The following is a 25697-nucleotide window of genomic DNA, read 5'->3' as shown; positions in this document are numbered from 1 at the left end:
ATAATGACTGTTATTCCTGTCCAGTAACAATTTTACCAAAACGTTTAATGTTGTCGTCTTTCTTGGTTGCCGCCCAGTCAAAATCATAATCGACGAGCTTGATATCTTTTGCCTCAGCAATTCCCTTCACAGCTTCTGCATCTTTACGGACAGAACGGCGTTTAAATTCTTTTTGAATCAGCGCCTGTACATCCTTGCCTACCAGAAAGTCGATAAATTGCTTGGCTTGCTCCATATTTTTGGCGCCTTTGATCACCGCTGCGCCATCAGGTACTGACGAGGTGCCTTCAACCGGATAAATGATTCCGACCTTTGCTCCACCTTCAACATACCGCAGCGCCGCTTCTTCCAGAGTCACGCCGAGTGCAAACTCCTTATCCGCTACACCTTTGTACACAAGACCGGAGCCGGATAACACTTTTCCATCCAGGTTGGTCACAAATTTCTTAATAAAGCCCCAGCCGTTGTCTTTCCCGTTTGCTGTAAGCATCGTAATAAGCTGTGTGTAGGAGGAGCCGGATTTGGCCGGATCGGCAAATGCAATTTTGCCCTTCCATTTCGGATCTGTCAGATCCGTCCAGCCCTTCGGTTCCTCGCCCGCTTTCACCAATTCCTTGTTGTACATAATGATCATCGGCAAGGCTGCAAACGGTGTCCACACATTCGTTTTATCCACATATTGCGGAGATAAATTATCGAATTCCTTCGTTTTGTACGGTTCAAAATATTTCTTGTAGGCTTCCAGCGAATCAGCACCGCCTGCCCAGAATACATCCCCGAGTGGATTAGCCGCTTCTGCCTGAACACGTTTCAGCAAATCTCCCGTGCCTCCAGCAATCAGCTGCACTTCAATCCCCGTACGGTCCTGAAATTCCTTTACGATCGGGTTGTTAACCTCTGCTGCATTGGGTGAATACAACGTCAGCTTACCGCCTGTTTTGGCTGCTGGCTGCTGTGCGGCAGGTTGAGGCGCTGCCCCCTCAGCCGGTTTGGCGCTTGGTGTTTCCGTTGTGCCACAGCCCGCTAATGAACCGACCAAAAGCAGTGATGCCAAAATACTGGTTACCATTTTTCTCATTGTGTATAACCCCCTATTAGTTTGAAAGCGTTTTACTTCTAGTACTACTATATCGACTGATGAAAGTGCTTTCAATGTGATGAAATTGCTCAGTTGTTGAAATTTTTGCCCACTTCATTCGCAGTAAATCCACTCTTTCCGTCTAGCGTTCCCCTTATAAAACACAAAAAAACGCAAATAACCGGCCCAAGGGCCGGACATAGCCTATATAGGCGGTTATTACAACGGTAAACTCTCAATCCCGAGCCGCTTGCGGAACTCTGTCGGTGTTTCTCCGGTATATTTACGAAAAATTTGACTGAAGTAACGTGAATCCTGATAGCCTACCTGAACGGAGACCTCGTATATTTTCAATCTCGGATTCGTTAGCAGCTCCTTTGCATGCCGCATCCGAATCTGGGTTATATATTCAAGAAAGCTGGTACCCACCTGTTTTTTAAACAATCGGCTAAAATAGCTTTCACTCATATGATGGCGTTCTGCGATGCTCTGAAGGGTAATATCTTCGGCATAATGAGCTTGAATGAAAGCTTCAATTTCCTCGAATCCACTTTTCTTTTGAGTGTCCGACTGCTCGGTATACTTGCGGTTCCATTCGAATAGTGAAGTATTCAGCCGTTTCAGTGACAAATCCAGTGTCTCCTCCACCCGTTCAGCCGAAGCCAGCGTAAAGCTGCTGTCCAGTACGATGCCACGAAGCTCTGAATCTCGCAGCAGCAGCGAATACAGCGTCACCGTATATTCAAAAAAACGCCTTCTAGCTTCCAAGCCATCCGTATGACGATGAATAAGCTGGCTGTACCAGAGCTCTGTCATTTCCTTGATGGATGCAGGATTTCCCCATTTGACCAGATCGATCAGTTCCTCCAGTCTCGTATAATTGGCACGAAGATGATCCTGCTGCCGATCCATATCCTCAAACCAGATCATGCGCTCCTGACCGACAAATACCGTTTGATACAAGGCGCTCATCGCCTGTTGATAAGCAGTCGGAAGCTGATCGATACTGATACAGGGTTCGCTTGCGCCCAGTACATGGCTTTCTGCAATAATGGGCAGGAGCGGAGACAACTGATCCAGCAATTCGGTTAGCGGAGCTCGGTCTATAATTCGGTTAACGACTAAAGCATAACGGTTTTCGTGTATTCTCACCGCAGGCAAGGTCGACAGCACGGCCATTTGCTCTTTAATCCCCTGTTTCAGCTGTTCTCCAGCCGCCCCGCTCGTATGCAAACCATCAAGCTGCAGCAGCAATACCCGATAGGAGCAAAATTCCTCCGATGAGGATCCCCCGTACTCCAACAGCCACTCCTTCTCCATCGTTCCGGCATAATCCAGCAGCAAATCATAGAGCATTTTCTCCAAAATTAGCGGATGCTCCCAGCTGTAGCGCAGCTCCATACGTTCCTGCAGCGATTGCCGCTGCTTCTCCTCATCCAGCTTGGAGGTGATGCGTCCGATGACACGAATCAGTTCATCTGCATTGGTTGGTTTAAGCACGAAGTCAGCGGCTCCCAGCTTTACTGCTTTTTGGGCATAAGTAAAATCATCAAATCCCGTAAGAAACACGATTTTCATTTTTGGCCACAGCAGGGCTGCTTTTTCAGCTAACTGAATCCCGTCCATCGCTGGCATCCGAATGTCCGTCAATAATATATCGGGCTGCTCCTGCTGTATAACCTCCAGACCCGTCACCCCGTCACTTGCCTCACCGATGATCGAGCAATGCATGTCCTCCCACGGAATCGTCAGCTTCAATCCTTGCAGAACAAGCCATTCATCCTCGACAATGACCACTTTATACATGACAATCCTCCCCTGCTGTGCGCATTACAGGAATTTCAATAATGACCTTGGTCCCCTGCAACGCCTTACTTTCGATGTCAAAACGATAGTTGGAATGGAAATAAAGCTCCAGCCGTCGCTTCAGATTATGAAGTCCGATTCCCGTATTATGCTCATCATTGGATTCGAACTTGCCGTGTAGAAGCAGCTCCACCGTTTCCGGTGTTATACCTACTCCATCGTCGCTCACTTCAAGGCGAACACGCTCTCCCACACGTGAACCATGAATCCGCAGATGCCCCTTGCCCGGCTTAAGCTCAAGCCCATGGGTAATCGCATTCTCCACCAGCGGCTGAATGAGCAGCTTCAGGGTATAGAGCGCTTCAATGTCTTGATCGATAATTAATTCCGCTTCCAGCTTTTCGCCGTAGCGCATTTTTTGAATGACCAAATAATTACGAATCTGCTGCATATCCTCTTGTACCTGAATGAAAGGCTGTCCCTTGCGTATACTGAACCGCAGCAGCTCGCCAAGTGAAACCACGGTCTGACTAATATCGTTGATCTTGTGAATACGGGCCATCCAATTAATCGAATCCAGTGCATTATACAAAAAATGCGGGTTAAATTGAGCCTGAATCGCCTTGATTTCAGCCTCCTGCACCATGAGCTGCTTGGTATACACCTCATCGATCAACTGTTTGATCCGCTGTACCATTTTGTTAAAGCTGATTCCGAGCTGTCCGACTTCATCTCTGTACCTGGACCGAAAGGACACCTCCATATTGCCATTCTCCACCAGATACATCAGGGATCTCAGCTTCCGGAGCGGATGGGTAATGGTGACAGATAGCACATAAGCGAGCCAGCATGAGACAACACCGAGCATAATGACAATAAAATACGTCAGATTACGGATGCTGCTGCTCTCCTTGGTCAGAACAGCTACAGGAACGACACTAACCATCTTGAATCCGGTAATTTCCGAGGTATCATAAATGACCATGGTCGCAGGAGCATTCTTGCTGTCCAGCTCAAAAAAACCTTTGTTTCCGGCAAGCACATTTTCCAAATAAGGCTCGTTCAGCTTCGTCCCAACGATATGCTTGGACGGACTGCTGGAGATCACGTAGCCGTTGCGATCCAGCAGCAGCATTTGTCCACCGGGCTGGAGCTGAGCCTTATTGTATTTGTCCGCCAGGGCGTCCTCCATAATATCGACGACCATGTAACCAAGCGGCTGGCTCGTCTCGATCTTTTTTAACAGTCTGCCGCTGCTCAGTACAATACCGAAATCCTCGAGCTTTTTCATACTATAGTGCGTGTCCCAAATGATATTCCCGCCCGCTAGCCGCATCTTGCGAAACAATCCCCAATTTACATTGTAATCATCATATTGGTTCGGCAATAGCTTGCCGGTAAAATAGCGATCTCCATTGGAGCCCAGCAAATATATCGCAATATTCCAGCTTTTAAAGCCCAGGAACGTGTCCAGAATATCATTGATCCGTTTCTCGTCCTGATGCTTTTCCACCAAGGAGCGCCCACCGTCTTTGGAGAGCACATCCTGAATTTCGCGGTTACTGTAAATGTACATGGTAAGCTGCTCGATATCTTTGACAAAATAGTTGAGGCTGTAATTGACTTGGGATAAGCTTTCCAAAATCGTCTGGCACACTTGCTTTTGAACGACCTGCGAGGATTTATAGTAGGAGAAGGTTCCCAGAATGGATAACGGGATAATGGATAGCGGAAGAATCAGCAGAATCAGCTTCTGTTGGAGACTTGTTCCGAGCAGGTAGTTCTGTATCCGGTTCAGCACTTGCGCCATCTCGCACCCTCTCTCGCTTCTTATTACACATCATGCCCGATGCAGGTTCCCGTTAACAGCTGCCCGAGCATGAATTGTAACTATTGTAATGCGGAGAGTCTGATAGCGTCAATTCATAAAATGATTGTTCATCTATAACATAGCTTCGGCCAGCAGCTCAAAAGAACGCAGCCGATGTTGATAGTCAGGTATAGGGGTAACGATCAGAAACTCGTCCACACCGTTTAATTGTCCAAGCTGCTCCAGCTCGATTTTGATCTGCTGAGGCGTTCCGACCAACAGCTTGCGCTTGGATGCAGCACTCACTTCCTCCCGCTGCTCAGCCTGGTTGAATGCTTTTGCCGACTGAAGGGCGAGCTGTCCGGCCTGTTCTTCGGTCTCTGCACAGATTACGCCTATGGCAACAATTGCACGTGGTCTCGAAGAAAGAGCGGATGGCACATATTGCTGACGATAGACTGAGAGCATCTCGACCCCATCATTGTCGCTCATAAACTGCCCGAATACATATCCCGTACCATATTGTGCTGCGTAAGTGGCACTCTTATGGTTCGTACCGAGCATCCATACCTCGGGAGCTTCTGTTGGAATTGGCCGTGCCAATACGGGTTCACCGTCTTGCCGATAGGTGTGGGTCAGCAGCTCCATTAAGGCTTGCAGCGAGTCAGGCAGCTGTCTAAGATTGTCCAAAAAATTGCCACTTAAAGCCATGGTCACATGTGCAGAACCCCCAGGTGCCCGCCCAATCCCCAGATCAATGCGTTCGGGGTACAAGGTTGCCAGCAGATGAAAGCTCTCTGCCACCTTAATTGGCTTGTAATGCGGCAGCAGCAGCGCACCTGAGCCAAGCCGGATTCGCTTCGTCAATGCACCAATATGAGCAAGCAGCACCTCCGGGGATGTACAGGCCAAGCCGACCATATCGTGATGCTCAGCCACCCAATAGCGATGGTAGTCCAAGCGTTCAGCGGTTTGAGCCAGCTGCAGCGCCTTCTGCAGAGCAAAGGATGCACTGACCTCACCAATTACTGGAACAAGATCCAACACACTCAGCTTGATGTCATCCACTTCTCCTTTCGTATCTGATCAGATCAGCAAAAGGGCCACCCTATTGGGAAGACCCTTCATCTGATTGTGTTCACCGGTTAACTTGCAAATGGACCAGATTTCTGCTCCAATGGAGATACGGCAGCAGTTCCTTTTACAACTGATCCATAAAATAAATCTGCTGCTCCCAGCCGAGCACTTGCTTGATTTTGGCATTGGACAGCAAGCTTATACGACCCTCCAAAGGAACACGAATATCCGTAACCTGTGCCAGATGTGCGGCTACCAGCTCCTGTGTATCCCGATCCGAAGAGGTATCGTCAGCAGCCAGAATAAGCGCTTGCACGCCAAGTCCGTCTTTTTCTATCGCAAGGCGACAAGCACTGGCGACATCACGGGCATCAATATACGACCACAAAATCCGTTTTCTGCCTTCCGTATCCGCGAATTTGGCCTGAATCGTTGCATAGCTTTCAGGAATAAGAATATTGCCCAAGCGAAACGAAATTACTTGCATACCTGTACGGCGATGGAAAGCTTCGGCCGTTACCTCATTCACAACTTTGGACAAGCCGTAGCTGTCCTCAGGAAGCTGTGGATGCGCTTCATCAACAGGCAAATACTGCGGCGCAAAATATTCACTGGCAAATACCATACCGTAAGAAGACTCGCTTGAGGCAAGTACAACCTTCTGAATGCCGAGGTTCGCTGCTGCTTCCAGCACATTATACGTATTCATGACGTTATTGCGGAAACAAACATCATTCGTATGCGTATAAGCCTGTGGAATAGCTGCAAAATGGACAATACCTTCGACTTGACTGCGGTTGGTGCCACTGAATGGTGCCAGTGCATTATGAACCTGACCCAAATCATTCAAATCTATAATAATCGTACGGCACAAAGGCTCATCAGGAAGCTTCCAGTCCAGATTGATAACCTCATAGCCCTGCTCTATAAAATGCTTTACCAGCCAAACGCCAGCTTTGCCGCTGCCTCCGGTAATAATAATCGTTTTTTTGCTCACAATGTGACACTCCTTTGATAGTTTACAGATTCGGATCCATAGGAACCTGGCTGCTATTGCTATTTTATCCATAGTTCTTTAAAATGGGAAGTAGTGAATTTTTATTCATATTATTACAGGAAATATACCTAGTAACCTTGAGGTAATCCCTTAATAACAGGAAGGATGGTACATATGTCTCTCTTAGAAAATGAAACCAATAATAAACTCGCAGAAGCTGGAAGTAATTATGTCCCTAAACAACCCGTGTACATTGATTGCTCCATTGAAAGAACCTTGGATGCCATCGGTGGCAAATGGTCCTTTCTCGTGCTGCGCGAATTGTTCGGCGGAACCAAACGCTTTGGTGTACTCCAAAAGAAAATCAATGGCGTCAGCCCCAAATCGCTAACCGAAACCTTGCGTCATCTGGAGGAGCAAGGCGTGTTGGAACGAACAGCTTACCCTACTGTGCCTGTCACTGTTGAATACACCTTGACACCGAAAGGCCACGATCTCCACCAGATTTTGAAAGAAATGAAGCTTTGGTCCGCCAAATGGACTTAGTCCCCCTATTCCCCTGTATGACGAGGTGACCGGATGATAGCGTTTTACCAAAAATATTGGAAAACCGTGTTTGATATTGCTTTGCTGCTCATAACCATTTATTTGTTCATGCTGCTGTTCAGTTATTTGTATCAGATTGCCACACCGATTTTTCTTGCTCTTGTGATTTACCTGATTATTGAGCCTTTGGCTCGCTTTTTACATAGACGTGGTTTAAGCAAAAGTATTGCCTCCGCCATTTCAACGGGATTGTTTATTCTCGTCATTCTCGGTGTTATCGCCGGTGTCGGAGTTATTTTTACGAGCCAAATTCTGAGCCTTAAAGCCAGCTTGCCCGAATATTCAGCTATTATGCAAAAGCAGCTGATCCTGAAAACAGAATTTCTGCGCAACAGGATGGACGCACTCCCGGATGATGTGATACATAAAATAACGCAGTACTCGACAGAGATTGCAGATAAGGCTTCTCAGCTGGCAGGGCAATTACTCACCAGTACGTTCTCCATGCTGACCAGCTTTTCCACCTTTGTCGTCAATTTCGTGATTGCGATTATATTGGCTTACTTTTTAAGCATAGAGATTGAAACCTGGAAAAGAATGGCCCGTGATAAAACACCCAAAACATTCAAAGCCGCGTTCACCTTTTTGCGTGAAAACGTACTGCTCGGAATCATCGGCTACCTGAAAGCTCAGAGCAAGCTCATCAGCTTAACGTTTATCGTTATTTTTGTTTCGCTGCTGCTGCTCGGAGTAGACAATGCCTTTTCGATTGCTCTGCTGTCGGCCGTATTTGATGTGCTGCCGCTGCTCGGCGTGTCTACCCTGTTCATCCCGTGGATCATTTATTTGTTCATTGTCGGACAGACGACGCTTGCGATCTGGTTATGCATCATACTTGGTGTCGTCATCATGGTCAGACAAATTATGGAACCCAAAATCACAGGAGACTCGCTTGGTGTATCTGCCTTTACGATGCTGTCCTTCATGATCATTTCTCTCTCCTTGTTTGGCATATCCGGCCTGATACTTTCTCCTATCCTCATCATCACCATCAAAGCTTTGTACGAGCAGGGATATCTGCAGCGCTGGATTCGCTGGCCTGAAGGTGAATAAATCAATAAATAAAGAGCCCAGTGAGCATAAATCGCTGGGCTCTATGTATATCCATTTCTTACCGCTCTGTCAAATACAGCATCCGCTCACCCGGGGCCAGCATCTTGAATTTTAACATCGGGTAATAACGCAGCAGGTAATCGACAAAATAAGCCGGGTTTTCCGTGTTGCTGGCGAACATATCATAATGCATCGGAATGATCATCTCCGCTCCGATCTCAGCCGCCATATCTGCAGCTTCACGAAACGTCATATTACCGTAAATATGATTGCGCAGACGCCGCCAGTCATGACCGTTTATGGGCATACAAGCGATTTCGATCTGATGCGGCTTCAGCGCATCCTCCAGCTCCTGATCCGCAATTGCATCCCCTGCATGATAAAATACAAGTCCATTAAAATCAATCACATACCCCAAAAAGAAATGGTTGCCATCAGCGTCGGTTATGTACTGCTCGTGCTTGCAAGCTACAGGTATAACGGTGATGCCGGAAGCCAGCTCGAACTTGATTCCTGCTTGTGCCGGTATAATCCGTTCACGACCAATACCCGCGTCCACAATTCGCTCCATATGAGGTGCCGGACAAATAAACATCGCCTGCGGGGAGCGGATCGCAAGATCTTTTAAGGTTAACGGATCCAGATGATCCGAATGATGATGAGTGATAATGACATAGTCCGCGTTGTAAATCTCCTCCGGCTGAATTGGAGGTGCAAAGGATCGCGCGGGTGAAGCTGACAGATAGGGATCAAAGTAGATGATGAATCCCGATTTTTTTATAACCAGGCTTTCCTGTCCTAACTGCCATATCGCGATTCCATCCTGTGGAACCTCAGTTGTATCCATTTGCTCTAATAATTGTTTGCCCGTTTTGCGAATGACGATTTTCTCATTCATAGCTTTAAATCCTCCCTATTGGCTGTGAATCACTAAGGCGATAACGCCTGCATTAGCTTATTCCATTATACTACAAGCTACTTCACAGCGTACTTGCGTTCAACGCGATCCGTGAAAAAATTCATCAGCAGCAAGGAAACTGCAATATCATCAACCGGCAGGAAAGGAAGCAAATCAGGGGCAACCCAGTATACGACAGCGGGTATGACAAAGAGCAGCTTTTCTCTCAGCGGTACTTTACTGGAAAATAGGAGTGGTATGATTCTCTGGAATACATGACCCCAATTTCGAAATGAAAGCAAACGTCTCCACATGGTATGGTCCCCCTTTGATATAATCCAGGCTGCTGGCTTCAACTACTGTAGGCTTGCCAGCCTGTATACTTCATATACGCAGCAGCCGAATCGGGGTTGCAGGAATTACAGTTTGAGTGCCTCTACCATAATTTTTGAAGCTTTCCCGTACATATCGTCCAATTGTGAGTAAGGCAGTGGGTTGATTCCGAGGCCCGTTTCTACCGTGAAGCCCGGCCTGCGAAATTCCTGAATGAACCAATCCTTATACCCGGCGTCACTGCCCGTCAGCTTCACTGCCCTATAACCGCTTACCTGGGCAAAACGCTCAGCGATTGCTTCCGATTCAACAGGCTCATAATCATTGTAATTCCAGTAAATTTCCTCGCCTTGCGTATGAAAGGCTATCACCATCGCAAAGTCCCGTTCTCTTGTAAATGCCTCGATAGCTCTCGCTTCCGGCTCGGATAAGGGAGAGCTCCCACTATAGTCCCGGGATGCCGGATTGGCTACTTGGCGACGCGTCCGCTCCAACTCCCAGTTAGCAGGAAACTGATCATTCAGATCAACGCCATGAATATTGGCCTTCCAGCCTGAGAAATCGGTAGACCCGCCGTTCCATTCCAACAATTCGTGTCGCTGCTGATCCTCCGGCTTGGTTAAGACAAGCTCCACCCCATCTGGATTAACCATCGGCACGACCCATAATGAGGTTTGATCAAACATTTGCTTGGCATCAACTCCCTGCACCGAATTACCATGCGCATAAGCTTCTGCATATTCACGAATAAACCGAATGAGCAGCGATGTGGTAATCCATTCATTCGCATGAAAGGCCCCATTAAAATGAATGTGCCTGGTACCGCAGCCGATTCTTAGTACCGGGATGTCCCTGTCTTCGACACTGCGGCCGATCGATCCGATCTCAAGAAAAGGATAGTGCTCTTTCAGCTGTAGAATGTCCATAACCATCCCCGCATAATCAAGACCTTTACCAAATTCGTTCATCCATATGCACCCTCTCATTAAGAAACGATCCGAAAGCTTATGGCTCCCGAATCGCTGTCTCATAAAATTGTTGGAGATCGCCAAATGACGGGCATGACTCCAATTTGATCATTCAACCAAATTTGTGCTATTTTTTTGAACATCCATGGATCTCCACTGCAAAAAAATTGATGTACTGGCATTTCTTCTGTCGTCGCCAACATCCCTTTATGGTACAAAATCGCGCTGATCTCCCTCGCCGTTTCATCTGCGGAGCTGATAAGTGCTACCTGTGGCCCCATCGCTTCCGAGATCGGTTTAATCAAAAAGGGGTAGTGCGTACAGCCAAGAATCAGACAATCCATCGGTACATTACTTAGCTCCTGCAATGAGCTTTTAACTACAGCTGCCGTCTGCTCGGCCTCGAACAATCCCTTTTCCACTAAAGGCACAAACAAGGGACAGGCTTGGCTCGACACCTGAATATGCGGTGATAGTTGGCGCAGAGCCAGCTCATAGGCTTTACTTTTAATCGTGCCTTCAGTTCCAATAACGCCGATCTTACCGCTTTTCGTGTTTTTGATTGCAGCACGGGCACCGGGATGAATAACGCCCACTACGGGAATCGATAGGCGGGAACGGATTTCGTCCAATGCTACGGCTGTCGCTGTATTGCATGCGATTACGACCATTTTCGGATTAAAGAGCATAAGATAATCGACAATCTGATGTGTAAACTGAATAACTTCCGCTGAAGATCTGGGTCCATAAGGTGTGCGGGCGGTATCGCCAAAATAGCAGATTCGCTCTTTGGGGAGCTGACGCATTACTTCTCTGGCTACGGTAAGCCCACCCACTCCGGAATCCAGTATGGCTATCGCTTGCTGCACGAATATTCGCTTCCTTTGTATATGAATATATACCGCATACCTCTAAATAAAGTATGTTGCAGGAAGTCAAAACGTACCGCAAGGATGACCCTGTCCGCTCCAATTATCTACCTGGAGGCTGAATATCGGTCAATAAGGCAAGCTCGTAGCCAGCTTTACGTATCCCTTTAATAATCCGATCCAACGCTTCAATATTTTCAGGGGAGCCTTGATGAATCAACACAATATTGCCATCATGGAGATTTCCCATAATATCATTATATGGATCATCTGCTCCATTAGCACGCGGTACCCAGTCCTTCATTGCCGTTGACCAAAATACTGAGGTATAGCCCATATCCGACACCATACTTAACAAATGCATATTATAGCGACCGTAAGGAAAACGGAAGTACGGCTGGATCTCTTGGCCCGTCACTTCTTTATACAGCTTTTCATAATCATGAATTTCCTTCTTGACCTGCTCGTCTGTCTGTAAATTCATATCCGTGTGCGTCATCGTATGGTTGGCAACCAGATGTCCATCCTCGACCAGTCTACGGACGAAATCCGGATCTTTTTTGACGTTATATCCAGCAATGAAAAAGTTGGCTTTGGCATTATTATCTTTCAGCGATTTGATCAAGAGCTCTGTATCGCCCATCGGACCGCCCGTATCAATCGTTAAGTATACTTTCTTACCGGTTCCGACCCATAATGCCTTCATGTTATCCGTGTACTGATTGATTTCATTAGGAAAATTCGGGACCTTCCCCTTCGGCTGCTTCATATAGTACCATGAATAATCCTTACGATCATTCGTGATTGGCTGCCGCGGTTTATATGTATTCGCAGCTACGGTAGTACTGCCAGAGGCTCCGTATCCGCTGTCTCCCCCATTGCCTACAATGGCGGCTGCAGGATTACTCGGCTGCTTGAGCGGTGGCTGCGCAGGTGCTTCAACTGGAGCAGTTGGTGATTCCACCGGCGGCTGTATAGGTGACGGCTCCATGGGAGCTTGTACCGGCTCCGGGGCAGGCGTAGGCTTCGTATCTTTAATCGCTTCAGCCCCGGAAGGTGTTGGCTTGCCGGTTTCGGTTTGCTGCGCCGACTCATTCGAACCGCTTGTCCCTGTGCAAGCTGCAAGCAAAGTACCGCACAGGATTATCGTCAAAGCTGCAGCGCCTGCGCGGCTTCGTTTCTTCATCATGTAGGTTCGCTCCATTCGTAGGTTATTCGCTTTCATTCATCATAACATTCCAAGAGTAAGGCATAAAGAAATTGTTGTGAAAAACAGCTTAGAGGCTCACGTTCCATCGAAATTCGGTATATGTCCCCGCTCCATTGTTCCGTTCTTAGTATTTATTAAATCAAATGTGGCTCCATACATATAGAGGACTAATGTCATTTGACAAAATCCCATCAGATTGCGAGTGATGCAAATGGAGGCGCTATATTGTTCAAAATGTAATGAGAAGATCGTTGAGGAACACCTTCCTTGCAAGTATTGCGGAACGTTCGCCAGTCGTACTGAAGGAAATGCTTTAGTCAAGGACAGCACGACCAAGCCTCAAAAAAGCAAGCTGATTATTTTGATCGTCTGCCTCGTTATAGTTGTGATAGCTGCTTTCATTTTTCTGCGATAGCAAGTCATTTTCTGCTCTTTTGTCATGCCCTTTAATGTGCCAAAAGGACCTTCCGATATTTCTCTCGGAGGGTCCTTTTTGGTTTTTAATCTTTTCTCTTCCTACTTCCCTCACCCGAAGTGCGGTGAATATACAGCGAAGCAGCCGTAGTGTTCAAAAAGGATAGCGGAAGGGAAAGGGGTATGCTGTAGGAGCGTAGCGTTCGCCTTTGAAATCGTGAATATACCGTAACCCTAAATTCAAAATTCACGATTTCAACAGCGACCGGAGGCATCCCCTTTCTCTGCAGCGAACTGCCTTTTTGAGCACGGCCGCGCAGCACCCCATATTCACCGCACTTCATCTCTTCACACGAATTTCGGCAACCAATTACCATGCGCTTCAATCAGATCGTCACACATCGCTACGATATCATCCATCGACAGCTCGGCAGCCGTATGCGGGTCCAGCATAGCCGCATGATAAATATGCTCTTTTTTACCGGTAATCGCCGCTTCCAATGTCAACAATTGAGTGTTGATGTTCGTACGGTTCAAGGCAGCCAGCTGTGGAGGCAGATCGCCTACATAAGTCGGAGTTACACCACTTGAATCGACCAGACAAGGCACCTCAACGCAAGCCTCACGAGGTAAGTTCGTGATTAAGCCCGTGTTCATCACATTACCGCCAATTTTGAACGGATTGTTGGTTTCCATAGCCTCGAGCATGAAGGAAGCGTACTCTTTGGAACGATTATGCTCCAAATTTTTGTTGTTAACGAGCTCTTCACGCATCGTTTTCCATTTTTCGATCTGACGGATACAACGACGTGGATACTCATCGAGTGGAATATTGAAGCGTTCGATCAGCTCCGGATAATTTTTCTTAATAAAATAAGGGTGGTATTCGGCATTATGCTCGGAGGATTCAGTTACATAATAGCCAAAACGGAACATCAGCTCATAACGCACCATATCCGTATGCTGCTCTTTTTGTTTTTCTTTGGCACGGCGTTTAATTTCCGGATACAGATCCTTACCGTCCTTGGTCACTTCCAAAAGCCAGGCCATATGGTTGATTCCGGCGATTTTGGTTTGCACGCCTTCCGTATCGATCTCAAGCGTCTTGAACAAATGCGGCATACACGCCTGAACACTGTGACACAAACCTACGGTTTTGACACCGCCATACGTATTCATCCCGTTCGTCAGAACTGCCATCGGGTTCGTATAGTTTAAGAACCAGGCATCCGGGCAAACCTCCTGAATGTCCTTGGCAAAATCCAGCATCACGGGTAGTGTCCGCAGATTACGGAAAATCCCGCCTATCCCAAGCGTATCCGCAATCGTCTGACGCAGACCATATTTCTTCGGAATTTCAAAATCTGTAATTGTGCAAGGATCGTAACCGCCAACCTGGATGGCATTAACTACATATTTGGCTCCGCGCAGCGCTTCCTTGCGATCCGAATACGCTTTCACGTTGCATGTACTACCGATCGATTGCTTCAAATTATTCAGCATGTTCTCGGAATCCTTCAGACGCTCGGCATCAATATCGAACAAAGCCAATTCGAAGCCTTGCAAAGCAGGGGTCATCATACAGTCACCCAACACGTTTTTGGCAAATACGGTACTACCTGCACCTAAAAATGTAATCTTGGACATCGTAACAGCCTCCCAGTTCATTGAATAAGTTCATAACCTTAACTAGAACTATACGTCAAGAAACCGGGAATGCATATGGAGACAAACCATTTTTACATGGATAAATGTAGTGCGTTTGTCGTTAGCCTTTACGAACTGCAGACCATAGAGCAAGTTGAATAATTGTAATTAATGTAAAAGCCATAAAAGCCAGCACAGGAATTGTAATAAAACCAAGCCAATTAATATAGTCAACATCACACGGAACAGGCCCACACGTAGTTGCTGCTTCCTTGAACCAGGAAGTCTTTTGCATCAAGATATGATACAGCGAAATCCCCATCCCCCATATACTTAAAGGAAGTACATAGATAAACTGCTTCGTATCCTTGCGAACGGCAGCAATCCCAAGTATAATCGCCAATGGGTACATCAATATTCGTTGATACCAGCACAGCTTGCAGGGCAGGTAGTTCAGAACCTCTGAAAAGTACAAGCTTCCAAACATAGCCATTACTGCAACAATCCAAGACATATGTAGTCCATTTTCTTTAATAAACCGATTCCAGCCCATCGTTCAGCGCTCCTTGTTTCCTTCTAATATAGGTATGTACACTTCATCATATCAAAATCAATCGAGGTGTTCCACATGAGTTCACATCATCATCATGTCTCATTCAATCCGCATCCCAGTAAAGGGGAGTTATCCGTGCTTTTTAGCGGGCATGCTCAGACGAATCCACTGCACAAGGTAGGGCCACAGGTGCTTGACTACTACTTGGTGCATTATGTGGTATCGGGTGAAGGAACCTTTCGCTGTATGGGGCAGGACTATCATCTGGAGCGTGGGGGCAGCTTTTTTATATTTCCCGGGGAATTAGTCAGCTATGAATCGGATGAATTGAATCCGTGGAGCTATCGTTGGATAGGCTTCAAGGGCAATCGGGCTGATGAATACTTGAATATGCTGGGTCTTTCACAACACCGACCCGTGAATATGACCAAGCAGCACCGAAAGCTCAATGCTTTATTTCATCAATTGGATCACAAGCTGCAGGCGCGGCTTCCCAATAGTGATTTGCAGTCCCAAGGCTATCTGCGGCTGATCCTTGCCGAATATGCTCAATCCCATCATGAGACCAACGTTCCGAAGGAAGAGGCGTCAGGGATTCAGCAGCAAATTGAACAGGCGATCCGTTGGCTGACTCTCCAGCACAATCAGCCAATATCCATCGAACAAATGGCACAAAGCCTTGGGTATCACCGCACTCATTTATCAAAAATGTTCAAGCAGCACACAGGAATGTCACCCATGAATTTCCTGCTGAAAATACGGATGGAGCGTGCACGACTGCTGCTGCAGGATACATTGACTGTGGAGCAGGTCGCTTCATCCGTCGGCTTCGGAGATGCACTGTACTTTTCCAAGCAATTTAAAAAGTGGTTTGGCCGCTCACCGTCTGAATACCGGCAGGACCAAACCACCAACCCTTATGATTGCAATGAATAATCGATCGGCATTCCCACAAAGTACAACCCTTTTGTTCATTTTCGTTTTCTGCCATGCTTCACCAGTGTCATCCGCCTTGAATGCCGCAGCCAGGAGTAATACGCTTTCAAATCGCGAAGCTGAATATCTTCCGACAAACGTCCCAAAAAGGTAACAATAATCATTTTATGCAAAGGTTTGCCCGTGATATCCGTTTCATCCTTGAGCACCATAAATTCGGATACCACGGCCAAATCATCATCGATCAAATATACTTCTTTTTCATTATCGTAATAGGGCTGGATTCGATTGTTTTTCAATACCTCCCATAAGAAGGTGCATATATAGTCGATATTGCCTTGGTCGCTATCCACTCGTTCCGACCATCGGGACAGGGCATGACTGGTAACGACAATATCAGCAATTTTGTATCCGTTAAACTCAATAAAAAAGGGCTCATAGGTGCTCCAACGCTTCATGCTTTTGTCTTTCAATATGTATCCCCCTCCCGATTCAGGTATTGCTCCCCCTGTGATAAATGTAGTATTTATACTACATTACGTCAAGGTTTACTTTAATTTACTGGCAGTATGTGAGAAAATAAAAATAACTTCCGACATTTTCGCATCAACCTATTTCATTTCTATACAGGCTCCCTTACAATAACGATTAAGAGGTGATTTTAATGGGACAAGCTATCCCTAATTTTGGCAAATTTCTTGAAAGTTTGCGCGGTTCCATCTCCCTGAGAGAGGCAGCCAAAAAAAGCGGATTATCGCATGCGTATATACGTGATTTGGAATTAGAAAAAAACCGTTCCACCAATGAAAAAATAACGCCATCCCCCGATACCTTACAAAAGCTATCCAACGCATACGGCTACCCCTATAAGGAACTGATGATTAAAGCCGGGCATCTTGAAGAGCACGATTTGATGCCTGACGCGGCTACCCCTGATATTGAGGTCGATCTGAGCCATGTGTACTACATCGAAATTGGTATGAGAGATATTATATATGCGGATCAGCAAGCCCGATTAAAGAAAAGCATTGATTCATTAAGAGACTTCAGCGATTTCCTGGATACCTTGGAAGAGAGTGGATTCAAAAAGATTGATTCTGATCTCTATGTGAATTTTCATAATATCCGCAAATACGACGAACGCAACGGTTTCTTATATTTTGATGCCTCAGGTGAAGGGGTTTGTGTCACGATATCAGCTACCCGTCAGCGCAAATACCACGATCTTATTGTACGGCATGTAGCCAACAACAATCAGTCCAGCCTTGAATTCTCATTTGGCAAAACAAGCGGCAAAGAAGCATCGATCTCTCCTGCCCGTAATAAAGGCTAAGCATAATGATTGTTGAGCTGGCAATCTTTTTCTTCTTCGGCTGGGCATCCCTGCTGGCTCTTGGCTTGGTATTATTTCGTTTAAAGCTGCGGTCCTATTGGGCGCAAATTATTACATCATCCATACTGTTGGATTACATATCAGTCCTCTTGCAAATTCATCATAAAATATATTTAATTACAACGGTGCAGCCCATTAGCGCTATATTGTGCTACTGGCTTATATTCAGACTTCATTGGTTCTATGCAATCATCATTACCATAACCTCCTATTTAATCAATTTCAGCCTTGAGGCTGTCTTGAATTTTGCCTCAGCCAGGCTGCAATCGATCGATTTTTTAGTCGCTATACAGAGTACAGATATTGCATTGGCCATTCTGATCATTTTTATTGACCTGTTCCTTTGTTGGATGGTCATCAAATATCGGTTGGGCTTTACGTTTATTCCGCGCCACTCGATCAAACCAGAAGCTTTTGTACGAAAAAACAAACGGATGATGCCGACCTTTTTCGTTACACTTGTCATCCTGATGCTGTCCAGCTTTTCTCTCTTTTATTTCAATACCCACATCGCTATGACTCTGCAAATAGTGGTTATTATTTTGTGGTTTGTCGTGATCAGGGAGGCTTATCGTAGGGAAGCTATGGAATAGATAGCAACAAGGTCCAAAATAATGAGTCGGAGGATCTATATGTTTCCTATTGAACAAGCGCTGGAGTACCTTGTCCATTTTCTGGTCTGGCCTACCTTTTTTATGTTAGCCCTTGCATTATTCCGTATACGATTACAGCAATATGTATTGCCAATTGTAGTGTCTACTTGTATTTTGGCCCCTACTGCCACCTTGCTGCAGGCTTCAAAATTGATTTATTTAATAACCATTATTCAACCATTGGTTTTTTTATTGTGCCTGATGGTCGTATTTCGTTTCAAGTTTTTTCACAGCATCATTATGCTTGGTCTTGTATACATCTACAATATTTTCTTAGAAGTCAGCTACAATGTTGTCGTAGCTCAATTCGATTACGAAAAGTTTCTACAAATATCCAAAGATGAATACATTATGCAGGGTATTTTCATGGCCATTATCAATTATTTGACCATCTATATCATAATAAAAGCTCGATGGGGGTTTACTTTTATTTCCCCACGAATCAGTAAAATCCGTTCTGGGACATTGAATATTCAAAATAAGCTGTATTTAAGTGCGATGGTCATTATTTTTCCTCTTAGCATGATTGGTTTAAGCCTTTATTTGTGGAGCGAACTGCTTGTAGTAGTACTTTCTGCTACTTCTATAATACTCGCCGTTGTTATACATTTTAGTTATAAGAGAGAACTCCTTGATTAGTCCAGAAGCTCGGTACTTCATTCTTGCTAACAAAATGAAACCAAAAAAATTATTCATACGGGGGAACCGAATATTGGCTATTGAAAAAATACTGGAATATTTGATTTATTTTCTGGTTTGGCCTTCCTTTTTTGTACTGGCCCTCGCATTGTTTCGTGTGCAGTTAAAACAATATATAATTCCAATTATTGTAAGTACCTGCATTATGACGCCTGTTGCCGCTTTGCTGCAGTCTTCGGAAATAATTTACCTACTAACAATCATTCAGCCGTTAGCTTTTTTATTTTGCCTGATGGTTGTGTTTCGTTTCAAATTTTTCCACAGCATTATGATGATCGGTTTGGTATTTGTTTACTCTATATCTGCAGAGTTTGTTTACAATATGATCGTAGCTCAATTCAACTACCAACATTTTTTGCATATACTGCGAGATGAATATATCATGCAAGGGTTCTGGGTGTCGTTTATCAATTACATGACAACCTACTTGATTATACGAAGTAGGTGGGGCTTTACCTTTATATCAACTAGAAACAGTAAAATTCATTCAAGTGCCATGATCATACAAAACAAGCTTTACTTAAGTGTTTTAATTTTCCTTGCTTCGTTTAGCATGATCAGTTTATCTGTGTATTTGTGGAAAGACATGTTTTTGTTCATCTTTACATCTACGTCTACAATTCTTGCTTTTGTTCTTCATTACAGTTATAAAAGAGAGTTTCATGACTAGTCAACTAATTATTTAGTAACAAAAGCAAATCAGCAACTTTAAAAGGGGGAATTATATGTTTACTACTGACCACATACCGGAATATATGATCCATTTTCTGGTTTGGCCTTCATTGTATATTCTTTCTCTTGTAATTTTCCGAATGCGTTTACGTTCCTATTTAATCCCGATTGCAGCAGGAACTTTCGTTATGGTGAATGTAGGAGCCTTATTACAAAGCTGGAAAATTGTTTATTTAATCACTATAATCCAACCGCTGTTTTTCTTGCTGTGCCTGCTGCTATTTTTCAAGGTACGATTTCTGCAAAGTATCCTCATGATCGGTATTACGTTTGTTTACGGTTTGTTTATAGAGTTCAGTTATAACGCTATCATGGTACAATTTGACTACAATGAGTTTTTAACAGTAACTCAAAATGAATATGTTGTCCAAGGCGCCTGGGTTGCTGCTTTTAATATTCTGTTAGCTTGTATTATGGTGAAGTTTAGGTGGGGATTTACCTTTATTTCCTCAAGGTCTGCTATACAAAAGCCTAAAACAGCAGAAGTGCTAAGCAAGCTTCATTTCAGCGCCATGACAGGCATCATATGTTTAAGCCTGGTTAGTCTTTCTATTTTTTTCTGGAATGAAATGTTTTTTGTTATTGCGATTGCAGTTGTAACCTTGCTTGCTTTTGTACTGCATTACAGTTATAAAAGTGAATTAATGGATTAACTTCTGATGTCTCGACTTCAATATTGCTTCCCCTACTTACATACATAAGGAGCATTGGATTGAAAAAAGAATATATTCTAATACTTGCTATCTTTTTCATATTTGTCGGTCCAGGTCCAGTCGTCTTTTTTCTTAATAAATATACGGTTTCCCTACTTCCTATAAGCAGTTGCATCGTGTTTCTATTTATGCTGAGAAAAGAAGTTCAAAACACCGATTTCAATACACTATTACGAAATCATGAGATGTATAAATGGGCATTTAATGGTCTTAAATATTGTATGTTTGCTCATGCAGCCAACGCTTTGCTTATTGGGAATTCACAAATCATAACTGATGATCTTATCCAAAATTATCTTGTCATGCCATTTTATGTCGTTGTTGTTGCTCCTATTATTGAAGAAATTGCCTACAGAAAAATCATTTTCGGTTATTTTAACAACAAAAATCTTTTTTGGATAGGCTCAATTGTATCTTCATCTATCTTTGCTATGGGACATTTTAGTATCGAAAGATTAGGTGCTTATTTTATTACAGGTATGGTACTTTGTTACGTCTACAAAAAGAGCGGCACAATTGTCACCGCGATGCTTATTCATGCTGCTTTAAATTATATATCTTTGTTAGTAAGAACTTTGAAAGGTTAAGTCTTATGAAAACGTTTTATTCGACAAAATTCTACTTGTTAAGTTAACAAGAGTATATTAAACTAAACTTAATTATTGAGAAATGTTTCCTATTACGCCAAATCTCTTATGCCATTACAATCATGAATATCAAAATAGTGATAGAGGTGCTAGTAAATGCTGCTGCTAATGAAGATCATTTTCTCTACTGTAGAGTTCTCTGCTACGGTATTACTTTGTCTATCCATGTTTAGAATTTATTTCCGATATTCACTTTACAAAGTTTTTTTTATTGCTTTTGTTATGGCTTTACTATCCGTGTTTATCAGAGATGTTATTGACGAAACTTTGTTTGCTACCTTACCTGTACTAATAACAGAAATTATTCTGATTACTCTCCTTTTCAGATTGCCTTTAATTTTTTCTTTATTACTTTGTGTAATAGGTACTGCAGCTGTTGTTACAATTGAAGGTTTCGTACTTTCCATTGGGTCCAATTTCAACCTGTTTTCTGAACAAATGCTCAAAACCTCTATTACTCAGTTCGTTATGTTTGATTTAATTGTTACTGTAATTATACTATTACTCGTATATCCGCTACAGAGATACAAGCTCGGCTTTCACACAACTAGTAATGATGCCTTGAAGGGCTACAATTTTTATCTTTCCGGCGTTTTGGTTGTTGCTGTCATTGCCTTACAGGTGGAAGTTTTAGCTTTTAAAGTATCCTATGTATACATTGCCATTCCAATTTTTATTGGCTTCATTTTCTTAATAGGAATATATCTGGCTTACAAACATAATAGAAAGCTTTGGAAGAATCGACGTGAAAGGTTGTCCAATAGATGAACTTTATCGACTATTATTCTGAATCTATTGCCAAGTCAATTCGTAAGTACAATGCTAATGCAGGCTCTGAGGCAGTGTTAAAATATGCATTGAGCTTGCTTATAAATACAACAACGGCAGTAATTATCTCTTTGTTAATCTCTGCATTCGCTGGACATTTCACTGCTTGCCTGGTGGGAATTATTGCTTTTGTAGCTATACGATCTATTACTGGCGGTCTTCACCTTTCATCTTCGTTATCTTGTTGTATCTTTTCAGTCTTCATTTTTATCTGTGTCGGATTTTCGACATTTACTTTTAATTACTATTACTTATTCATAGACTTGATATCGATTCTTATTTATTACAGAACTGCACCTAATGATATACAAAATATGAGCAGTCTTGACCCCAAATTTTACCCTTTGTTGAAAGGGGTTGCTATTATGTTGGTTCTAAGCAATCTTATATTTCAATCTACAGTATTAACTTCAGCTTTTTTTATACAAGCCATATTGACAACGCAGCCTGCATACAAGTTAAGAGATATTATAGAAAGGAGGTGTACATAATATGAAAATAAAATTGGCTATTGTTGCAAATATGATTCTGATGGCATTGGCTGCTGTATTTGTAACAACAAACTCCTGGATTGGGCACCGTCCTGAAACTCCACAAGAGCTTTTGAAAAAATAATGTGTTATTGTAACATGTAGGGGCTGCGCTTTGCCGCGGCCCCTATTGTGCTATCAAATCCTTCTCTTATGGAGCTGAGTCTTTATGCAGAAAATTCCCGTCACGCGAGATGGCAAGAGAGGGTCAGAAATACTGATTATTGATTCCAGCGAAGTTGTCAAAATCGACAAAATTCGTGATCGTGAAATTATTATTCATACCCAAGAACATCAGTATTACCTTGACTTCTCATTCGACAATTTGGAGGAATGGCTGTTTGAGGATGGCTTTCGATTATTGGATAATGCCAATATCGTCAATATGAATCATGTGGCGGAATATGACAATAAGAAAGGCATCGTCTATCTCAACAAGCAGGACCGTAATAAGTACAAAGTAGCTTCTACGGCCCGTATTCACCGCGAACATGTGGAGAATGTGATCCAGCTCATTCGTACATCGGATCCGAGCTCTGCTGAACACAATCCCAAAAAACATGATCAATTGTTTGAAAAAATCATCAGCGAGACTCAGGATGGTCAACTGCTTCGTTCTTATGCAACGATCCGTGCCGTGAACGAACGCAAGCGTGCAGAAGAAAAGATCGTACATATGGCTTACCACGACGCTCTCACCAATTTACCAAACCGATTGCATTTTGATCAGCGACTTAAAAGGAGCTTCGCCGAAGCAGAACGAACCAACGGTAAAATGGCTATTATTTTCTTCGATTTGGACCGTTTCAAAGTGATTAACGATACACTTGGGCACCATGTTGGCGATCTGCTCCTTCATGCTTTATCCAATAAGCTTAAAGATTACGTTCTGGATAAAGATCTTGTTGCACGCTTCGGCGGAGACGAGTTTATTGTATTATTATCTAATATTGCCAGCATGGATGAAGCCGCTCAATTTGCCAAAGGGATTCCGGAGCTGCTCAAGGAACCTTTTATTTTCGAAGAGCAGGAACTGTTTGTGACAGCCAGCATCGGAATCAGTCTTTATCCGAACGACGGTACGGATGCAGAAACCTTATTGAAAAATGCGGATATTGCGATGTATCGTTCCAAAGAGAAAGGTGGGAATTCATACCATTACTATCATCCGGAAATGAACAAACGCTCTATGCACAGATTGAGTCTGGAAATTAATTTGCGTAAAGCACTGGAGCGTAACGAATTCCACGTATATTACCAGCCCTTTGTCGATTTGAGCCATGGTGAAATATTCGGTATGGAGGCGCTCATCCGCTGGTTTCATCCGGAATGGGGAATGGTCTCTCCTGCTGAATTTATACCGCTGGCCGAGGAAACCGGCCTTATTATTCCGATAGGCAATTGGGTGCTGAGGCAAGCTTGCATTCAAAATAAAAAGTGGCAATCGCTTGGTAACCACCCGCTTCGTGTTTCTGTCAACATTTCAGCCATACAATTCCATCAGCCTCAGTTTGTTCAAATCATTGAGGACACTCTGGAGGAAACGGGCCTTGATCCATCATTGCTCTGCCTGGAAATTACAGAAAATGTCGCTATGACGAACGTCCCTTATATTATTGAAACGATGCAAAAGCTGCGATCCATGGGTGTCTTTATTTCTATCGATGATTTTGGCACCGGCTACTCATCATTCAGCTATCTGAAGCGATTTCGAGTACATACGCTCAAAATCGATCAATCGTTCATCCGAGATGTGACCTTTGATGAGGAAAATGCCGCTATCGTTACGGCACTTATTGCCATGGCTCAGCAATTAAAAATCAAATCCCTTGCAGAGGGTGTCGAAACAAAGGAACAGCTCGATTTTTTAATTATGCGAGGCTGTGATGAAATTCAGGGCTATGTGTTCAGTAAGCCGATTTCGGCTGATGAATTTGAAATTTTGCTTAGAGAAAATAAACAACTGTCTATCATCTGAATCATAGAAAAAAGTGTGCGGTCTTGTACTGAAACTTTTTTCTATTTTTTTTCGTCTACTAATTAGTGATCATAGTATAGAGATAAGGAAAGGAATCGAACATGGCAGCAACAACTGCATTAAGGGGCGTCAAAAAGAAGGTAAAAAAGAAAAGCAACTCTGTTATCCTCACATTAACCTTGTATACCTCTATCGTGCTAATGATGTTTGGGATGATGTTCAGTTTATGGTTCTTTTTGACAGAGTCGGGCTCCAATCTTCGTTATATGATGGCTGACACACTAATTTCTACTCAGCATCGGCATTGGGCCGTCTATTTGATTGGTCAGGAAGAGCTTAACAAACGTGTCGACAGTTATTGGAAGCAATTTGATAAATTTGCCGAAATCAAGGATCAAAAGCTTGTCCAGGTGAACAAGCCCGTGGAAACCAAAGTTGTCGAAAAAAAGCCGCTTGTCCAAATCGAACCGATCGAAGGGAAAAATTTCAAAGGCAAGCTGTTGATTGTCAACGACGCCAAAAAGCTTAGAATAGGTGTTCCCGGTAAAGCAGGCAAAGGCGAGAAGGTATCCTCCATGGTTCAGCGTCTCGGTGCGGTTGCTGGTGTGAATGCAGGCGGCTTCGTCGATCCGGAATGGAAAGGAAATGGCTTTCAGCCAACCGGGATTGTCATTTCAGGCGGTAAGATTTTTTATAACGATGGCGACATGAATACAGCGAATCATATCGTGGCGATCGATAAGGAAGGTCGGATGATTGCTGGTAAATACAAGCCAAGTGAGCTGCTGCAAATGGGCGTTCAGGAGGCGGTTACGTTTGCACCGCGGTTTATCGTTAACGGTGTGGGCCAGATCAAGAGTCAGGCGGACGGCTGGGGCGTTGCACCACGGACCGCGATGGCACAAAAAGCAGATGGCACGATCATGTTTGCCATTATTGATGGCAGACAGCCCGGCTACAGTATCGGTGCCACGCTCTATGATATTCAACAAATATTTCTGGAAAAAGGTGCGGTGACAGCTGCTAATCTGGATGGTGGCTCCTCTACAGTTCTAGTCCATGACAATAAGATTGTAAACCGTCCTTCCAGTGAATATGGCGAACGGTATTTGCCTACGGCATGGCTCGTTTTTGATAACCCCAATTCGGCCCCGATACGTAATATTTGGGAAGGTCTAGACCCTAGCAAGATTGATGCCTCCAAATGGTGATTTTGAGCCTTACAATAAAAAGACACGGATACGGCAACGAAGTGGCGCTGCTGGAACC

General features: G+C 44.1%; 26 protein-coding genes. 13 read left to right on the top strand and 13 right to left on the bottom strand.

Annotation, left to right across the window (positions count from 1 at the left end):
• Positions 1-10: 10 nt before the first annotated feature.
• The 5 genes from BK127_RS06120 to BK127_RS06100 form a co-directional block, all read right to left on the bottom strand.
• Positions 11-1078, bottom strand: a complete 1068-nt coding sequence (locus BK127_RS06120; protein WP_076229110.1) for an ABC transporter substrate-binding protein — start codon at positions 1076-1078, stop codon at positions 11-13.
• A 219-nt stretch (positions 1079-1297) separates the two neighbouring features.
• On the bottom strand, positions 1298-2884 hold the full coding sequence (locus BK127_RS06115) for a response regulator transcription factor (protein WP_076229109.1): 1587 nt from the start codon (positions 2882-2884) through the stop codon (positions 1298-1300).
• Positions 2877-4694, bottom strand: a complete 1818-nt coding sequence (locus BK127_RS06110) for a sensor histidine kinase (RefSeq protein ID WP_076229108.1) — start codon at positions 4692-4694, stop codon at positions 2877-2879. Before BK127_RS06110 ends, BK127_RS06115 begins: the two co-directional genes overlap by 8 nt.
• Positions 4695-4826: 132 nt before the next feature.
• Entirely contained in the window at positions 4827-5753 is a 927-nt protein-coding gene (locus tag BK127_RS06105; protein ID WP_083689121.1) for an MsnO8 family LLM class oxidoreductase, read from the bottom strand.
• Positions 5754-5895: 142 nt separating this feature from the next.
• On the bottom strand, positions 5896-6768 hold the full coding sequence (locus tag BK127_RS06100; protein ID WP_076229106.1) for an NAD-dependent epimerase/dehydratase family protein: 873 nt from the start codon (positions 6766-6768) through the stop codon (positions 5896-5898).
• A 174-nt stretch (positions 6769-6942) separates the two neighbouring features.
• On the opposite strand from BK127_RS06100, the gene BK127_RS06095 reads away from it, so the two are divergent.
• Together BK127_RS06095 and ytvI are read left to right on the top strand one after the other, a co-directional pair.
• Complete coding sequence (locus tag BK127_RS06095; protein WP_076229105.1) at positions 6943-7314, top strand: winged helix-turn-helix transcriptional regulator; 372 nt, start codon at positions 6943-6945, stop codon at positions 7312-7314.
• A 33-nt stretch (positions 7315-7347) separates the two neighbouring features.
• A complete protein-coding gene (gene ytvI / locus BK127_RS06090; protein ID WP_076229104.1) occupies positions 7348-8427 on the top strand; it encodes a sporulation integral membrane protein YtvI in 1080 nt (359 codons plus the stop codon).
• Positions 8428-8485: 58 nt separating this feature from the next.
• Here ytvI and BK127_RS06085 read toward each other — a convergent pair whose 3' ends face one another.
• From BK127_RS06085 to BK127_RS06055, 7 genes are all read right to left on the bottom strand, one after another.
• Complete coding sequence (locus tag BK127_RS06085; protein ID WP_076229103.1) at positions 8486-9325, bottom strand: MBL fold metallo-hydrolase; 840 nt, start codon at positions 9323-9325, stop codon at positions 8486-8488.
• Positions 9326-9402: 77 nt separating this feature from the next.
• Positions 9403-9639 (bottom strand): hypothetical protein, encoded by a 237-nt coding sequence (locus tag BK127_RS06080; RefSeq protein WP_076229102.1) that lies wholly within the window; start codon positions 9637-9639, stop codon positions 9403-9405.
• A 105-nt stretch (positions 9640-9744) separates the two neighbouring features.
• Entirely contained in the window at positions 9745-10626 is an 882-nt protein-coding gene (locus tag BK127_RS06075) for a M14 family metallopeptidase (protein ID WP_076229101.1), read from the bottom strand.
• A gap of 59 nt (positions 10627-10685) precedes the next feature.
• Entirely contained in the window at positions 10686-11495 is an 810-nt protein-coding gene (gene racE, locus BK127_RS06070) for a glutamate racemase (protein WP_076229100.1), read from the bottom strand.
• A gap of 103 nt (positions 11496-11598) precedes the next feature.
• Positions 11599-12684: a polysaccharide deacetylase family protein gene (locus tag BK127_RS06065; protein WP_256711186.1), complete on the bottom strand. Its 1086-nt coding sequence runs from the start codon at positions 12682-12684 to the stop codon at positions 11599-11601.
• Between the two features lie 783 nt (positions 12685-13467).
• The gene (melA, locus tag BK127_RS06060) at positions 13468-14766 is read right to left on the bottom strand and encodes an alpha-glucosidase/alpha-galactosidase (RefSeq protein WP_076229099.1); all 1299 of its coding nucleotides are present in this window, start codon (positions 14764-14766) and stop codon (positions 13468-13470) included.
• A gap of 121 nt (positions 14767-14887) precedes the next feature.
• Positions 14888-15319: a disulfide oxidoreductase gene (locus BK127_RS06055; protein ID WP_076229098.1), complete on the bottom strand. Its 432-nt coding sequence runs from the start codon at positions 15317-15319 to the stop codon at positions 14888-14890.
• Between the two features lie 75 nt (positions 15320-15394).
• Between BK127_RS06055 and BK127_RS06050 the strand changes: the two genes are divergently transcribed.
• Complete coding sequence (locus tag BK127_RS06050) at positions 15395-16255, top strand: AraC family transcriptional regulator (RefSeq protein ID WP_076229097.1); 861 nt, start codon at positions 15395-15397, stop codon at positions 16253-16255.
• A 35-nt stretch (positions 16256-16290) separates the two neighbouring features.
• Here the strand turns inward: BK127_RS06050 and BK127_RS06045 are convergent, their stop codons facing one another.
• Entirely contained in the window at positions 16291-16728 is a 438-nt protein-coding gene (locus tag BK127_RS06045) for a hypothetical protein (protein WP_076229096.1), read from the bottom strand.
• A gap of 191 nt (positions 16729-16919) precedes the next feature.
• Between BK127_RS06045 and BK127_RS06040 the strand changes: the two genes are divergently transcribed.
• The 10 genes from BK127_RS06040 to BK127_RS05995 all read left to right on the top strand — a co-directional run bounded on the left by BK127_RS06040 (position 16920) and on the right by BK127_RS05995 (position 25639).
• Positions 16920-17588 (top strand): helix-turn-helix domain-containing protein, encoded by a 669-nt coding sequence (locus BK127_RS06040; protein WP_076229095.1) that lies wholly within the window; start codon positions 16920-16922, stop codon positions 17586-17588.
• A gap of 5 nt (positions 17589-17593) precedes the next feature.
• Positions 17594-18241 (top strand): hypothetical protein, encoded by a 648-nt coding sequence (locus tag BK127_RS06035; protein WP_076229094.1) that lies wholly within the window; start codon positions 17594-17596, stop codon positions 18239-18241.
• A gap of 39 nt (positions 18242-18280) precedes the next feature.
• Complete coding sequence (locus tag BK127_RS06030) at positions 18281-18940, top strand: hypothetical protein (RefSeq protein ID WP_076229093.1); 660 nt, start codon at positions 18281-18283, stop codon at positions 18938-18940.
• Positions 18941-19860: 920 nt separating this feature from the next.
• Complete coding sequence (locus BK127_RS06020; protein ID WP_144026383.1) at positions 19861-20385, top strand: hypothetical protein; 525 nt, start codon at positions 19861-19863, stop codon at positions 20383-20385.
• 59 nt (positions 20386-20444) lie between these two features.
• The gene (locus tag BK127_RS06015) at positions 20445-21032 is read left to right on the top strand and encodes a CPBP family intramembrane glutamic endopeptidase (RefSeq protein WP_076229090.1); all 588 of its coding nucleotides are present in this window, start codon (positions 20445-20447) and stop codon (positions 21030-21032) included.
• Between the two features lie 156 nt (positions 21033-21188).
• Entirely contained in the window at positions 21189-21860 is a 672-nt protein-coding gene (locus BK127_RS06010; RefSeq protein WP_076229089.1) for a hypothetical protein, read from the top strand.
• Positions 21857-22411: an accessory gene regulator B family protein gene (locus tag BK127_RS06005; protein WP_076229088.1), complete on the top strand. Its 555-nt coding sequence runs from the start codon at positions 21857-21859 to the stop codon at positions 22409-22411. Before BK127_RS06010 ends, BK127_RS06005 begins: the two co-directional genes overlap by 4 nt.
• A gap of 1 nt (position 22412) precedes the next feature.
• A complete protein-coding gene (locus tag BK127_RS42935; RefSeq protein ID WP_144026382.1) occupies positions 22413-22535 on the top strand; it encodes an AgrD family cyclic lactone autoinducer peptide in 123 nt (40 codons plus the stop codon).
• Between the two features lie 84 nt (positions 22536-22619).
• Entirely contained in the window at positions 22620-24428 is a 1809-nt protein-coding gene (locus tag BK127_RS06000; protein WP_076229087.1) for an EAL domain-containing protein, read from the top strand.
• A gap of 101 nt (positions 24429-24529) precedes the next feature.
• A complete protein-coding gene (locus BK127_RS05995) occupies positions 24530-25639 on the top strand; it encodes a phosphodiester glycosidase family protein (protein WP_076229086.1) in 1110 nt (369 codons plus the stop codon).
• The last annotated feature ends 58 nt before the right edge of the window (positions 25640-25697 follow it).

Source organism: Paenibacillus sp. FSL H7-0331, from assembly GCF_001956045.1.
Note: the sequence above shows the minus strand (reverse complement) of the source record. Positions and strands in the feature narration are given on the sequence as shown.

What these genes read in the sequence shown, in the direction of transcription:
- BK127_RS06120 (WP_076229110.1), bottom strand. Translation starts at nt 1,078, where the DNA reads ATGAGAAAAATGGTAACCAGTATTTTGGCATCACTGCTTTTGGTCGGT.
- BK127_RS06115 (WP_076229109.1), bottom strand. Translation starts at nt 2,884, where the DNA reads ATGTATAAAGTGGTCATTGTCGAGGATGAATGGCTTGTTCTGCAAGGA.
- BK127_RS06110 (WP_076229108.1), bottom strand. Translation starts at nt 4,694, where the DNA reads ATGGCGCAAGTGCTGAACCGGATACAGAACTACCTGCTCGGAACAAGT.
- BK127_RS06095 (WP_076229105.1), top strand. Translation starts at nt 6,943, where the DNA reads ATGTCTCTCTTAGAAAATGAAACCAATAATAAACTCGCAGAAGCTGGA.
- ytvI (WP_076229104.1), top strand. Translation starts at nt 7,348, where the DNA reads ATGATAGCGTTTTACCAAAAATATTGGAAAACCGTGTTTGATATTGCT.
- BK127_RS06085 (WP_076229103.1), bottom strand. Translation starts at nt 9,325, where the DNA reads ATGAATGAGAAAATCGTCATTCGCAAAACGGGCAAACAATTATTAGAG.
- BK127_RS06080 (WP_076229102.1), bottom strand. Translation starts at nt 9,639, where the DNA reads ATGTGGAGACGTTTGCTTTCATTTCGAAATTGGGGTCATGTATTCCAG.
- BK127_RS06075 (WP_076229101.1), bottom strand. Translation starts at nt 10,626, where the DNA reads ATGAACGAATTTGGTAAAGGTCTTGATTATGCGGGGATGGTTATGGAC.
- BK127_RS06065 (WP_256711186.1), bottom strand. Translation starts at nt 12,684, where the DNA reads ATGATGAAGAAACGAAGCCGCGCAGGCGCTGCAGCTTTGACGATAATC.
- melA (WP_076229099.1), bottom strand. Translation starts at nt 14,766, where the DNA reads ATGTCCAAGATTACATTTTTAGGTGCAGGTAGTACCGTATTTGCCAAA.
- BK127_RS06055 (WP_076229098.1), bottom strand. Translation starts at nt 15,319, where the DNA reads ATGGGCTGGAATCGGTTTATTAAAGAAAATGGACTACATATGTCTTGG.
- BK127_RS06050 (WP_076229097.1), top strand. Translation starts at nt 15,395, where the DNA reads ATGAGTTCACATCATCATCATGTCTCATTCAATCCGCATCCCAGTAAA.
- BK127_RS06040 (WP_076229095.1), top strand. Translation starts at nt 16,920, where the DNA reads ATGGGACAAGCTATCCCTAATTTTGGCAAATTTCTTGAAAGTTTGCGC.
- BK127_RS06035 (WP_076229094.1), top strand. Translation starts at nt 17,594, where the DNA reads ATGATTGTTGAGCTGGCAATCTTTTTCTTCTTCGGCTGGGCATCCCTG.
- BK127_RS06030 (WP_076229093.1), top strand. Translation starts at nt 18,281, where the DNA reads ATGTTTCCTATTGAACAAGCGCTGGAGTACCTTGTCCATTTTCTGGTC.
- BK127_RS06020 (WP_144026383.1), top strand. Translation starts at nt 19,861, where the DNA reads ATGGTGAATGTAGGAGCCTTATTACAAAGCTGGAAAATTGTTTATTTA.
- BK127_RS06010 (WP_076229089.1), top strand. Translation starts at nt 21,189, where the DNA reads ATGCTGCTGCTAATGAAGATCATTTTCTCTACTGTAGAGTTCTCTGCT.
- BK127_RS06005 (WP_076229088.1), top strand. Translation starts at nt 21,857, where the DNA reads ATGAACTTTATCGACTATTATTCTGAATCTATTGCCAAGTCAATTCGT.
- BK127_RS42935 (WP_144026382.1), top strand. Translation starts at nt 22,413, where the DNA reads ATGAAAATAAAATTGGCTATTGTTGCAAATATGATTCTGATGGCATTG.
- BK127_RS06000 (WP_076229087.1), top strand. Translation starts at nt 22,620, where the DNA reads ATGCAGAAAATTCCCGTCACGCGAGATGGCAAGAGAGGGTCAGAAATA.
- BK127_RS05995 (WP_076229086.1), top strand. Translation starts at nt 24,530, where the DNA reads ATGGCAGCAACAACTGCATTAAGGGGCGTCAAAAAGAAGGTAAAAAAG.